The 12,807-nt window shown below is 68.2% G+C and carries 11 protein-coding genes; 8 read left to right on the forward strand and 3 right to left on the reverse strand.

What is annotated here, in order from left to right; genetic code table 11:
• Window positions 1-66: 66 nt before the first annotated feature.
• Both ACYQOP_RS17040 and ACYQOP_RS17045 read right to left on the reverse strand, forming a co-directional pair.
• Entirely contained in the window at window positions 67-1,698 is a 1,632-nt protein-coding gene (locus ACYQOP_RS17040; protein ID WP_461223176.1) for a phospholipase D-like domain-containing protein, read from the reverse strand.
• Between the two features lie 67 nt (window positions 1,699-1,765).
• Window positions 1,766-2,365, reverse strand: a complete 600-nt coding sequence (locus ACYQOP_RS17045; protein ID WP_082470202.1) for a TVP38/TMEM64 family protein — start codon at window positions 2,363-2,365, stop codon at window positions 1,766-1,768.
• Window positions 2,366-2,855: 490 nt separating this feature from the next.
• Here ACYQOP_RS17045 and ACYQOP_RS17050 point away from each other — a divergent pair, with 490 nt between their 5' ends.
• From ACYQOP_RS17050 to ACYQOP_RS17085, 8 genes are all read left to right on the forward strand, one after another.
• A complete protein-coding gene (locus ACYQOP_RS17050; protein ID WP_311273808.1) occupies window positions 2,856-3,068 on the forward strand; it encodes a DUF2934 domain-containing protein in 213 nt (70 codons plus the stop codon).
• Window positions 3,069-3,327: 259 nt separating this feature from the next.
• Window positions 3,328-5,013: a methyl-accepting chemotaxis protein gene (locus ACYQOP_RS17055; protein WP_461223178.1), complete on the forward strand. Its 1,686-nt coding sequence runs from the start codon at window positions 3,328-3,330 to the stop codon at window positions 5,011-5,013.
• Between the two features lie 228 nt (window positions 5,014-5,241).
• Window positions 5,242-6,492, forward strand: a complete 1,251-nt coding sequence (locus ACYQOP_RS17060) for an urea ABC transporter substrate-binding protein (protein ID WP_461223180.1) — start codon at window positions 5,242-5,244, stop codon at window positions 6,490-6,492.
• 11 nt (window positions 6,493-6,503) lie between these two features.
• Window positions 6,504-7,370: an ABC transporter permease subunit gene (locus ACYQOP_RS17065; protein WP_311273805.1), complete on the forward strand. Its 867-nt coding sequence runs from the start codon at window positions 6,504-6,506 to the stop codon at window positions 7,368-7,370.
• Complete coding sequence (locus ACYQOP_RS17070; protein WP_461223181.1) at window positions 7,367-8,455, forward strand: branched-chain amino acid ABC transporter permease; 1,089 nt, start codon at window positions 7,367-7,369, stop codon at window positions 8,453-8,455. The genes ACYQOP_RS17065 and ACYQOP_RS17070 overlap by 4 nt, the downstream gene beginning before the upstream one ends.
• A complete protein-coding gene (locus ACYQOP_RS17075) occupies window positions 8,452-9,219 on the forward strand; it encodes an ATP-binding cassette domain-containing protein (protein ID WP_461223182.1) in 768 nt (255 codons plus the stop codon). Before ACYQOP_RS17070 ends, ACYQOP_RS17075 begins: the two co-directional genes overlap by 4 nt.
• Before the next feature lie 8 nt (window positions 9,220-9,227).
• Complete coding sequence (locus tag ACYQOP_RS17080; RefSeq protein WP_461223183.1) at window positions 9,228-9,992, forward strand: ABC transporter ATP-binding protein; 765 nt, start codon at window positions 9,228-9,230, stop codon at window positions 9,990-9,992.
• A 56-nt stretch (window positions 9,993-10,048) separates the two neighbouring features.
• Window positions 10,049-11,605 (forward strand): amidase, encoded by a 1,557-nt coding sequence (locus ACYQOP_RS17085; RefSeq protein ID WP_461223184.1) that lies wholly within the window; start codon window positions 10,049-10,051, stop codon window positions 11,603-11,605.
• A 426-nt stretch (window positions 11,606-12,031) separates the two neighbouring features.
• Here the strand turns inward: ACYQOP_RS17085 and ACYQOP_RS17090 are convergent, their stop codons facing one another.
• The gene (locus tag ACYQOP_RS17090) at window positions 12,032-12,805 is read right to left on the reverse strand and encodes an MOSC domain-containing protein (RefSeq protein ID WP_461223185.1); all 774 of its coding nucleotides are present in this window, start codon (window positions 12,803-12,805) and stop codon (window positions 12,032-12,034) included.
• Window positions 12,806-12,807 lie beyond the last annotated feature (2 nt).

Raw genomic sequence — 12,807 nt, forward strand, 5'->3', positions numbered from 1 at the left:
TCTCGAAACCGCGACACGTCAAAAGCCTGAGCGAGGTGAAGCGTTGGCTGGCCGTTGCGAACCTGTTCAGGAAGCCTCGGCGGCCTGCGCCGCCCCGGCGCGTACCGGCTGCTGACCCGCGACCGCGTTGGCTCCCTCGCGGCGCCGGGCGAGGGCGCGGTGACGGAGCCAGGGCCGCCAGGCATCGGCGAGACCGACGGGATCTCCGAGATGGAAGGCCTCGACGAGGCGCACAATGGGCCCGCGCCGGGAGGCCACGAGGGAGCACAGCCGGCGGGCCGGGACGAGGGCGGGATCGTCGATCGCCGCGAGCAGGCCCTTCTCCCGCACCGCCTCCTCGAAAGCGTCGCGCGGGCAGCCGGCATGATGGGCGATCAGGCCGTTCCTCACCCGCGCGATGGCGATGCGCCGTGCATCGCCCGCGTCGCCATCGAGCGCTTCGAGGGCGAGATCGCATTCGGTGTCGTAGCCCATGGACCGGTTGTTCAGGTTGGTCGACCCGACCCGGAGCATCCGGTCGTCGAAGATCGCGACCTTGGAATGGACGAGGATCGGACGGCCCTGAAGCGTATGCGGCGCGAGGATGCGCAGGCGGCCATACCGGTCCGCCGCGCGAAGCCGGGCGATGAGGCCGCGCCTCGCCCCGTCCATGGTGATCCGGTCGAAGCCGTTCGGGCTGCGTTCGGCGAGCACCACGACGATGTCGGGACCTTCCGGCTCGGCGAGGCGCGCGGCCAGGGCCTCGGCGATGAGCGGAGAGGTGAAGTACTGGTTCTCGAGATAGATGTGACGGGACGCGCGGCGGATCGCCAGCAGATAGAGCGCCTCGTTCTCGCGGATCGCATCCCCCGATTCCCGTGCCGGTATCGTGCGGGCGAGCCCTACCGTCACGTCCTCGAAGAGCGGCGTCACCGAATCGGGCCAAGGATCGGGGAGGGAAGAATCGGACAGGGTAGAATGGGGGAGGGAAGGACCGCGTGCGTCCGTGCCGACCGGTCCGGACACGGCTGAGGCCGGGCGCCCGCTCGTCGCCTCCTGCCAGCGTTGGCGGGCGAGATCGGACAACGCCGACGCGGCCGCACCGTCGACGAGCATCATGACGTCGTGGCGCGGCGGGTAATCCTCGCCGGTCGGCAGACGCCGGAGCGGGTCACGGTCCCGATGGGCGGGCGTGTCCCAGCGGTTCACCTCGAAATCGCTGCCGCCGCTGAAGGCGATGCGGTCGTCCACCACCAGCACCTTCTGGTGCTGGCAGGCCCCGAAGGGGAGGCGGGAATCGACGACGTACTCGATCCCCGGCCCGAGCAGGGCGCGGATGTCGTCGGGCTTGAGATCGGTGCCGGCGGAGATCGGCCATGGCATGTCCCAGATCAGGAGACGGATCTCGACCTCGGGCCGCGTCGCCTTCAGGCGCCGCAGCAGGTCGGCCATGGTCTCGCGGTCCGCCTCCCCCTGGGGCGTCAGCCGCACGCGCGGATCGAAGCTCCAGCCGATCAGCATCACGGAGGATCGGGCCTTGAGGATCGCCTCGCGCGACGCGGCGAAATAGGCGGCGCCGTCGTGCAGGATCGCCACGCGGGCCGCCCGCTCCTGGCGCCAGCAGGTCGCGCCGGGAACCAGCCAGGATGTCAGGGGGGCCGGCATGGCGGGCACGGCATGGCCGTGATCCAATGCCGCCGGCTGGGACGGGCCGCTCATATCAACTGTCTCGCTTCACTGGTTCGACGCCACTGCTCTCATGCCGGGTGTCCTCATGCCGGTGCCCTCATGCCGCCGTCGCCGCCTGCCTGGCCTGCATCTTGTGCCGCACACGGCGCCGGGTGAGGGCGACGGCCGCCACCGTGGCGGCAAAGCCGAGACCGAGAAAGAGCCAATGCTCGGTCGTATCGCTGCCGGCCGCGCGCCCGATGATTCCGAGATAAACGCAGACGACGGTGCCCGGCAGCATCCCGAGGATGGTCGAGACGAGATAGGCGCCCATGCCGACCTCGGTGAGACCGAGCGCGTAGTTCTGGGCATTGAAGGGGACGAAGGGGCTCAGCCGCATCAGGGTGAGAAGGCGCCACCCGCCATCCCCCACCGCCTCCATGGTGGCGACCATGGTCGGGCGGCGCGCGATGAGGCGGCGCAGCCGCTCGCGGAACAGGTAGCGGCTGGCGATGAAGGCGAGGACGGAGCCCGCCGTGGCCGAGACCAGGGCGATGGGCATGGCCCACCATCCGAAGGCGACGGCCCCGGCGATGGTCAACGGCGTACAGGGGATCACCAGCAGGGTCGCGAGAAAGAAGAGCCCACCGAAGGCGAGGGGGCCGAGCAGGCCGAGGCCCGCGGTCCATTCGGCGAAGCCGCGCAGCCACTCGTCCATCGGCAGCAGCAGCCAGGCGCCCGCCAGTGCGAGGATCGCGAGGAAAGTCACGCTCCAATATCGGATCTCCCCGCCCGTCACGCCTTCCCCTCACTCCTTACCCTGGCCCACCTCGCCCTGGTCCACCTCGCCCCGGTCATGGGTCGACCCATCCCCGCATCTTGCACTGCAGCACGAAACCGTGGCCAGATGCCGGAGCGGGTTCGGCGTCCTGGCCGGGGGCCTGTCCCGCCTTTTGCATGTGCGACAAAGGCATATGCGACAACGGCGCTGAAGCGCCCTGGTTCGCGGAGGATCGTTAGCATCGCATGACGCGGCGCAGAACCGCCCGGCCCCTGCCCTGTGTGAATGTTCACGGGCGGGGAACATGCCATGGGCTCTGCGGCATGTTGCGAGACCGTCGCGACGCGAGGCCGGCGGCCGATGCCGGGACGGGGTTCGGATGGAGCGGGATTTGGACGAAGCAGAATCTGGACGAGGCGAAGTTCCCATGAAGCAGACATCGACGGAACGCAGCGCCAGCCCGACATTCGATCAGATTCGCCGGCGCGCCTACGAACTCTGGGAGCGTAATCACCAGCCGATGGGATTCGAAATCGAATTCTGGCTGATGGCCGAGAAAGAGCTGAGGGCCGAGCGGGAACGCGCGGCGAAAGCGGAAGCAACCGTGACCGACGAGACCTCCCCGCCCATGCAATCGTGACCGGGCGTCGAGTCGTCTCGCTCGTCGGCATCGTTATTCCGCCACTTCACCGACAAACCGACCGAACAAGTGCATGCATCTTCTAGCCGACTACACGAGAAAGACCGGTTAAATTGCAGATGTAGGAATAAAAACCTTATCTATGTGGAAACAAAAGTCTCATCGCGTCGGTATTTAGCTTTAGAAAATATTCAGACCTTCGGTGGATCTTGGGGGTGGATATTTTCCACACATCCCCTCTCTGTCGCGGAACGCCGTCATGCTGAGCCGTCTTTCCCTGCGCGCGCGCCTCATCGGCGCCTTCGCGGTCACGACGCTGTTTCTGCTCGGGATGGGGGCGGTCGCGCTGACCGCAACACGGACGATCAACGCACAACTGGTGGCGGTCCAGTCGGATGCCCTGCCGAGCGTCGGCAAGGCCGGTGAGATCTCCGGCTGGGTCGCGCGCTACGCGATCAGCATCTACCGCCATCTGGCCGCGATCGACCCCGATTCGAAGAAGCGCTACGATTCCGAGATCGTCGAGCGGCAGGGCAGGGTCACGCGCGTGCTGGCCGATTACGCTCCCCTCGCGACCTCCGCGCGCGAGCGAGCGATCTACGACCGCCTCAACGCGACCTGGCTCGACTACCTCAAGGAGAACAAGCCGATCCTCGACCTCTCGCGCAGCGGGATGAACGAGGATGCGCTCGAGCGGATGCAGGGCAGATCGACCGAGCTTCAGCGCCTGAGCACCTCGCTGGCCGACCAGCTCGTGACCGTCAACAACGAGGCCGCGGAAGCATCCCGGATCGAAGGACGGGAAGCCTTCGCCCGCACAGAGACCATCGTCCTCGGCGCCGGCATCGGCGGCCTCGTGCTCTCGGCCCTGCTCGCGTTCTGGATCGTCCGCGGTGTCACCGGAGGCATCGCCTCGGTGGTCCAGCCCATGCAGGCGCTGGCCTCGGGCGACCTGTCTGTGGCGATCCCGCGCCAGGGTGAGGGGACCGAGATCGGCACGATCGCGGACGCGGTGCAGGTGTTCAAGACACGCCTCATCGAGATGAGGGCGATGGAAGAGGAGACCGTGCTGGCACGGGCGGGCGCCGAAGCCCAGCGCCACGCCGCCATGCATCGGATGGCGGGGGATTTCGAACAGGCCGTGGGCGGCATCATCGGCACCGTGGCGGCGTCGGCGAACCAGCTCCAGGGCACGGCGCAATCGATGACGACGACGGCCACGCAGACCGCCTCGCAATCCCTGGCGGTCGCGGCGGCGGCCGAGCAAGCGGCCTACAACGTCAACACGGTGGCGGCCGCGACGGAGCAGCTCGGCTCCTCGGTGCAGGAAATTGGCCGTCAGGTCGACGGGTCGGCCCGGCTCGCCACCCTCGCGGTGAACGAGGCGGCCCGGACCGCCTCCCTCGTCCAGGAGCTCAGTCTGGCGGCGGGCAAGATCGGCGACGTCGTCTCGATCATCTCGGAGATCGCCGGACAGACCAACCTGCTGGCGCTGAACGCCACCATCGAGGCGGCGCGGGCCGGTGAATCGGGCCGGGGCTTCGCGGTGGTCGCCGCCGAGGTGAAGCAGCTCGCCAGCCAGACGACGCGGGCCACCCAGGAGATCGGCGACCAGATCGGCCGCATCCAGACCTCCACGGGAGAGGCGGTCGCGGCGATCGGAACCATCGCCGCGCGGATCGGCGAGATCAGCACCGTCGCTACCTCCATCGCCGCGGCCGTCGAGGAACAGGGCGCCGCGACCCAGGAGATCGTCCGCAACGTCGCTCAGGCGGCCGTCGGGACGGGTGAGGTCACCACCAACATTTCCAGCGTCGCGAACGCGGCCGAGGAGACCGGCGCCGCCGCGAGCCAAGTCCTGGCCTCGGCCTCCGACCTGTCGCAGCAATCCGAGCATCTCAGTCTCCAGGTCGCCCGCTTCCTCGCCACCGTGCGAGCCGCCTGACCGACCACGCGGGACGCTCTCCGCGCCGATGCGGGACGTGCGTGATCTGTGGCTTTCGTGCCTTGAGGCGAGGCGAAACGGCCCCCGGCCTGCCTATGGAGGAGGCATCCGGCGCGCTCGCCCGACCTTGCCCGTAATGTGAGATTTGTTGGCATCGATCTTGTTACGTCACTCCGGCGCGGCCGGCGGCGATCGTCCGTGCAGACGGCACGAAGCGGAGTGATGTTGATGACCAAGGGCACGATGAACCGTCGCCATGCGCTCAAGCTCGGTTTGGCGGGGGCGGGCGGCGCGGTGGCGATGCCGTTCTTCGCGCGCAACGGGTTGGCGGCGGAGCCGATCAAGCTCGGCAGCCTCCTCGACGGGACCGGGGCGCTCGGGCTCGAAGGCAAGCGGATGATCGAGACCACCGAATACACGGTGGAGCTCCTCAACAAGGCCGGCGGCCTGCTGGGTCGTCCGATCAAGCTGATCGCCTACGACACCCAGTCCAACATGCAGCTCTATACGCAATACGCCCAGACCCTCGCCCTGAAGGACAAGGTCGACGTCATCCAGGGCGGCATCACCTCAGCCTCGCGCGAGGCGATCCGGCCGATCTTCGGCCGCTCCAAGACCCTCTATTTCTACAACACCCAGTACGAGGGCGGTGTCTGCGACCGCAACGTCTTCTGCACCGGCTCGACCCCGGCCCAGACCGTCAACCACATCGTCGATTACGCCCTCAAGAACTGGGGCAAGAAAGCCTACATCATCGCCGCGGACTACAATTACGGCCACATCACCGCGAGCTGGATGACGAAGTTCATGAAGGATGGCGGCGGCTCCGTGGCCGGCACCGACTTCTTCCCCCTCGACGTCACGAACTTCTCCTCGGCCATCAGCCGCATCCAGCAGGCCCAGCCGGAGATCGTCCTCTCCGCCCTCGTCGGCGCCAACCATTCGGGCTTCTACCGGCAGTGGGACGCCGCAGGCATGAAGGGCAAGATCCCCATGGGCGCCAGCGTGTTCGGCCTCGGCGACGAGCTGACCACCATGGACACCTCCACCACCACCGGCATCCTCACCTGCTACGGCTGGTACAACGACCTCGACACGCCCGCGAGCAAGGCCTTCGTCGCCGGCATGCAGGGGAAGTTCGGCGCCGACGTCACCGATCTGAGCGAACTCGACACCGCCACCTACGAAGGCATCATGTTCTGGGCGGAAGGGGTGAAGAAGGCCGGCTCGGTCGAGCGCGACGCCGTCGTGGCGGCGCTGGAGAGCGGCATCACCATCGACTCGCCCACGGGCAAGGTGACGATGGATCCCGGCACCCACCACACCATCCGCAACACCTACCTCGCCCGGCCCAAGGACCGGAAATGGGAGCAGCTGGCGGCCTTCCCGGATTCGTTCCCGGCCGATACCGGCGGCGCCTGCGACCTCGTCAAGAATCCGCGCATGAACAAGCAGTTCACGCCCGACCTGAAGGGCTGAGGCGCCTCTTCATGGATCTCGCGGGGCTCCTGACCTTCAACGTCGCCACCGGCATCGCCACCCTGGTCCTGATCACCCTCGGTCTCGGAGTGATCTACGGCATGATGCGCATCATCAACCTCGCCCACGGCGAGTTCATGATGCTCGGCGCCTACACCGCCGTGATGGCGAACGGCGCCGGGGTGAACATCTGGATCGCCATGCTGGTCCTGCCGCCCCTGGTGGTGGGGGCGGTGGGGCTGATCCTCGAACGCACCGTCATCCGCTTCCTCTACGGGCGGATGATGGACACGATGCTGGCGACCTGGGGCATCAGCCTCGGGTTGATCGGCCTGATCACCACGCTCTACGGCAACGTCGTGCGGGGCGTCTCGACCCCGGTCGGGAGTTTCGAGATCGGCCGCTACGGCGCCAGCCTCTACAGCCTCGTCATCATCGCCACCGCGCTCGCCGTGCTGACGGGCATGTTCCTGTTGCTGCGCATGACGAAGTTCGGGCTGATCCTGCGGGCCACCATGCAGAACCCGCGCATGGCCGCCGCCATGGGCGTCTCTCCCGACCGCATCTACATGGCGACGTTCGGCCTCGGCGCGGCCCTCGCGGGGCTGGCCGGCGGCATCCTCGCGCCGATCTCCGGCGTCTCCCCCTCCATGGGGGCGGCCTACATTTCCCGCGCCTTCATCACCGTGCTGGGCGGCGGCCCCGCCATCGTCACGGGCACGGGCCTCGCCTCCTCGGTGTTCGGGTTCATCAACGAACTGGTCTCGTTCAGGACCACGCCCGTCATCGGCGACGTCGCCCTCCTCGTCGCCGCGATCCTGCTGATCCGCGTGCTGCCGCAGGGCATCACCGGCCGCTACCTGAGGCGCAGCCTATGAATCCCGTCGACCGTCGCTCCGCAGGGGGCTTCCTCGCGACCCTCTGCGTCATGCTCGGCCTCCTATTCGGGGCGCCGCACATCCTCGACACGTTCGGCCTCGTCCAAGCCACGGGCTTTGCAGCACTCGCCATGTTCGCCCTGAGCCAGGGCTTCATCTGGGGCTATGGCGGGGTGATGTCCTTCGGGCAGGCCGCCTTCCTGGGGCTCGGCGGCTACGCCTACGCCGTCTCCATGATCAATATGGGCGACAGCACGCTGCCGATCCTCATCGCCATCCTGGTGCCGACCCTGTTCGCGGGTCTGCTCGGCTACTTCATGTTCTACGGCCGGATCTCGGACGCCTATATCGGCGTCATCACCCTCACCGTCTCGGTGATCCTGTTCCAGCTCGTGAACACCACCTCCGGCAGCCAGTACCGGCTCGGCGAGGCGGAACTCGGCGGGTTCAACGGCATCCCGGCGATCCCCGCCCTCAACAAGCTCGGCGACGCGGGCAACCCGCTCGACAATGACGGCATCTGGTACGCCGCCATGGGCGCGCTGATCCTGGTCTACGCGGTGTTGCGCTGGGTGCTGGCCAGCCGCTTCGGCCGTGTCGTGGTGGCGATCCGCGAGAACGAGACCCGGGCGCAGCTCATCGGCTACGATCCGCGCCTCTACAAGCTCCTCGCCTTCATGATCTCGGGCGCGGTCGCCGGGCTCGCGGGCTGCCTCTACGCCAATTGGGGCGGCTTCATCAGCCCCACCGTGTTCGGCCTGTCGATGTCCGCGCAGGTCATCATCTTCGTGCTGGTGGGCGGCCTCGGCACCCTCGTCGGCCCGATGCTCGGCGCGGTGCTGATCCAGTGGCTCATCATCGAGGCCGGCTCGCAGAACGTGGTCGATTCCAATCTCGGCCTCGGCATCGTCCTCGTGGCGTTCGTCCTGCTGATCCCGCAGGGCCTGCTGCCGGTGGTGAGGAACCTGCTGATGCGCCTACCCGATCTCGTCACCAAGGTCTTCAGGACCAAAATCGTCGAGGCGAAGGCGGGCAGACCCGCCGATCCCGCCCGCGAGGCGCTGGCAGGGGAGGTCCGGCCATGAGCATCACCATGACAGCGACGGCGCCGGCTTCCTCAATCCGCCCGCCGCTTCGCCCCCTCGTCGAGGCCAAAGGCGTCACCATGCGCTTCGGCGGCGTGACGGCGGTGGGCAATGTCGACTTCACCCTCGGCGAGGTGGAACTGCGCTGCCTCATCGGCCCCAACGGCGCGGGCAAGAGCACCTTCTTCAAGATGCTCACCGGCCAGTTGACGCCGAGCGAAGGCCGCATCCGCTTCCGCGACACGGACATCACCGGGGCCGAGCCGCACCGGATCGCGAGGCTCGGCGTCGGCATCAAGACCCAGGTGCCCAACGTCTTCAACGGCCTGTCGGTGCGCGAGAACGTGTTCGTGGCGGCCGGGCGGCGCAAGTCGATCGCCCGGACGCGTTCCATCGTCGACGAGACGCTGACGCGGCTCCAGCTCACGGCCATCGCCGAACGCAATGTCGGGCAGCTCGCCCACGGCCAGCGCCAATGGGTCGAGATCGCCACCGTGCTCGCGCAGGAACCGGAGCTGATCCTCCTCGACGAGCCGGCCGCCGGCATGACCCATGACGAGGTCCACCGTACCGCCGAGCTCATCCGCGAGATCAACCGCACCCATGCCCTCATCGTGGTGGAGCACGACATGCCCTTCATCCGGATGATCGCCAGGACCGTCACGGTCTTCAACCAGGGCCGCATCCTGATGGAGGACAGCGTGGAGCGGGTGCTGGCCGACCAGCGCGTCCGCGACGTCTATCTCGGCAAGCAGGCCGCATGAGCCGCACGATGAACGCGCAAGAACCGCTCCCGCTCTCCTCCGGCCCGGACGCCGCGGCGGCACGGCCCGCGCTCCTCGCCGTCGAGGGCCTGCATTCCGGCTATGGCCGCATCCCGATCCTCGGCGGCGTCTCGCTCGCCGTGGGGGAGGGCGAGTTCGTCGGCATCCTCGGCCATAACGGCATGGGCAAGACGACCCTGCTGCGCACCCTGATGGGCTACCTTCCCGTCACCGCCGGCCGCATCCGCCTCGGGGGCGAGGACATCGCCCGGCGCTCGCCGACGGCGCGGGCGCGGCTCGGCATGGGGTTCGTGCCGCAGGGCCGGGAAATCTTCGCCACGTTGAGCGTGCGCGAGAACCTGCGCATGGGCTGCCTTCTCTCCGACAGGGACGAGGACGAGACCATCGCGGACATCCTCACCGTCTTCCCCCGCCTGAAGGCCTATCTCGACCGGCCGGGCGGGGCGCTGTCGGGGGGCGAGCAGCAATTGCTGGCGCTGGCCCGCTGTCTCTGCGGCAACCCCCGCATCCTTCTCCTCGACGAACCGACGGAGGGGATCCAGCCCTCGATCATCGAGGAGATCATTGAGACGCTGCAGGCGATCGGCCGGGCGCGCGGCCTGACGATCCTCCTCGTCGAGCAGAACCTCACCTTCATCGCCGGCCTCTCCGAGCGGGTGCTGATCCTGCAGAAGGGCGTCGTCACCCGTGAGATCCCGCCCGAGATCGCCCGCGACCGGGCGATGATCGAGGAATTCGTCGGCATGGAATGAGGCCGCTCGCCTCATCCCGTACAGCCTTTCCATTCCAACCAAGGAGACATCCAGCGATGGCTGCCGAACCGACGCAAATCCCCGACCTCGACATCGTCGAGATGACCCTGGCCGACGTGGCCGACGCCTTCGCCAGCGGCGTCACCTCGGAGGCGCTGACGCTGGCCTTCCTCGACCGGATCGCCGCCTACAACCCGCATTACAACGCCATCATCGTCATGAACCCGCAGGCGCTGGACGACGCCCGCGCCATCGACGCGCGCCGCGCCGCGGGCGAGGCGCTGGGACCGCTGGCCGGCGTGCCGGTGGTGATCAAGGACCCGATGGACATGGCCGGGCTGCCGACCACGGCGGGCTGGCGCTTCCTCAGCGCGCAAGCCGGCGGCGTCGACCTGATCCCCGAGACCGACTCGCCCGTCGTGGCGCGGATGCGGGCGGCCGGCTGCGTCATGCTCGGCAAGACCAACGTTCCCGTCCTCAGCGCCACCGGCAGCCACGCCAACGACAGCTGGGCCGGACCGACCCTGAATTCGGCGGCGCCCGATTGCCTGCCCGGAGGCAGCAGCGCCGGCACGGCCACGGCGGTGGGCGCCAGCCTCGCGGTGCTCGGCCTCGCCGAGGAGACCGGCGGCTCGATCCAGAATCCCGCCTCGGCGCAGGGGCTGGTCGGCATCAAGCCGACCTTCGCCCTCGTCCCCAATGCCGGGGTGGTGCCGCTGGCCGGCAGCACCCGCGACGTGGTCGGCCCCATCGCCCGCTGCGTGCGCGACGCCGCCCTGACCCTCGACGTGCTGGCCGGCTACACCGCCGCCGACCCCAAGACCGTGGCGGGCATCGGCAAGCGGCCCAAGGGCGGCTACACCTTGAAACTCGACGGGAACGGGCTCCAGGGCAAGCGCCTCGGCCTGTTCGGTCCCGGCTGGCGCGACCTGCCGCTTTCGGCCGAGGCGACGGATCTCTACGCGCGGGCGCAGAGCGAGATCACCGCCTGCGGCGCGACCCTGGTCGCTGATCCGTTCGCCGGCACGGGCTTCGCCGCCCTCGCCGAGCCCACCGAAGGCCTGAACTATTTCGATGCCCGCGGCATGGAATCCGTGCCCTACGACCTGCATCTCTACCTGCAGCGCCTCGGGTCGAGCGCGGCGCTGCCGAGTGTCGCGGCCTTCGCCGAGGCGACGGCGGACGAGGATGCGTTCGGCCCCAAGGGCGTGCTGCGCTACCTGCACCAATATCCGGTCTTCGAGGCGATCCTGGCCGACCCGACGCGGCCGCCAGACCTGTCGGACTTCCTCGCTCTCAGAGAGGCTTATCTCGACATCTTCAACCGGGTCATGGACGAGAATGGGCTCGACGGGCTCGTCTTCCCGCAGATGCGCGATGAACTGCCGCCCCTGCATGGCGGCCTTGCCATCAACGAGACCACGGTCTGCGAGATCAACATTGCCGGCCTGCCCGGCGTGACGCTGCCGGCCGGGGCCTATGCCAGCGGCTCGCCGTTCAACTTGATCTTCGTGGGCCGGATGTGGAGCGAGGCCGACCTCCTCGGCTTCGCCTATGCCTACGAGGCGGCCACCGGCTACCGCAAGGCGCCGAGCCTGGTGAGGCCGAGCTGAGGACGGAGCACGCCTGACCCGAGGCCCTCCTCCCCCTTGTGGGCTACGATAGTCGCACCTCTCGCGGGCAACACGAGTCCCCTCTCCTGGAAGGCAGAGCCATCGCATATGGTACCACGCCGTCATTCCGGGTCGCCAGAGGCGAGCCCGGACCCGGAGGGCCGCGCCAGAGGCGTGCAATCCAGAGCCACCGACGGTGCAAAGTCCTGCACCACCTGTGTTTCTGGATCCCGGGCTCCGCTGCGCGGCCCCGGGATGACGGGGTGCTGCGTTTCAATTTCTCGACGAGTAAATCGGCATATGCGATCGCCCTGCCTGGAAGGAGAGGGAGCCCGTGACGCCTCATGACGAACCCTCTTGAACAGAGGCAACGGCTCTCGACCAGATTTCTGAATCGAGAAGCCCACAAGAGAGATTGGACCTCCCTCAGCCGAGGGTGACACCATCCGCCGTGGCGATCGTCCCGCCCTCGACGACCTCGAGATAGATCCCGAGGTCCACATGCCCGAAATGCTTCATGATGGCTTTCGGCAGGTTCGCGTCGCGCTCGGCGGTCTTCGGGTTGACGTTGACGGCGCCGCAGCGCGGCGTGCGGGCGAGGCCGCGCAGGCGCACCGGGCCGATGCCGAGCTCACGCCCCACCCAGTCGAGCTCCTGCCACGGCTCCAGCCCGTCGAGATGGATGTTGGCGCGGAAGCGCAGGGGATCGAGTTCCCGCCCCGTCGCCTCGGACAGCGCCCGCACCGAGGCGAGGTTCACCACCGAGATCGCCCGCATCATCACCGGTGAGAGCACGCTGGCATCGGTGAACTTGTGGTTCTCACTCCGCACGAGGCGGGGTCGCCCGCGGGTCTCCTCGCCGAGGTAATCGGCGAAGAAATCCTCCGTCCCGGCGCGTCCGGTCTCGGTGGAGAGGTCGGCGGCGAACACCTCCTCACCGCCGCGCCGGATCGTCAGGCGGTGGCTTTCGGGGTCGAGCCGCGTGGCGAGGGAAGCCAGCGCCGTGTTGTTGCGCAGCATCAGGAAGAAGCCCTTGTCCAGGGGCTCCGGCTTCTCCGGGTCGAACCGGGTGGTCCCCAGCGCCAGGGCGTATTCCCGGTCATGGGCGAGGCCGTCTTGCGGGGTGACGCTCAGGCTTGTCAGGGCCTCGGCCGACAGACCCTTGATCGGATAGCGGTAGAGGGCGTCGACGGTGGGCATGG

It is taken from the genome of Methylobacterium sp. CM6247 (assembly GCF_054817925.1).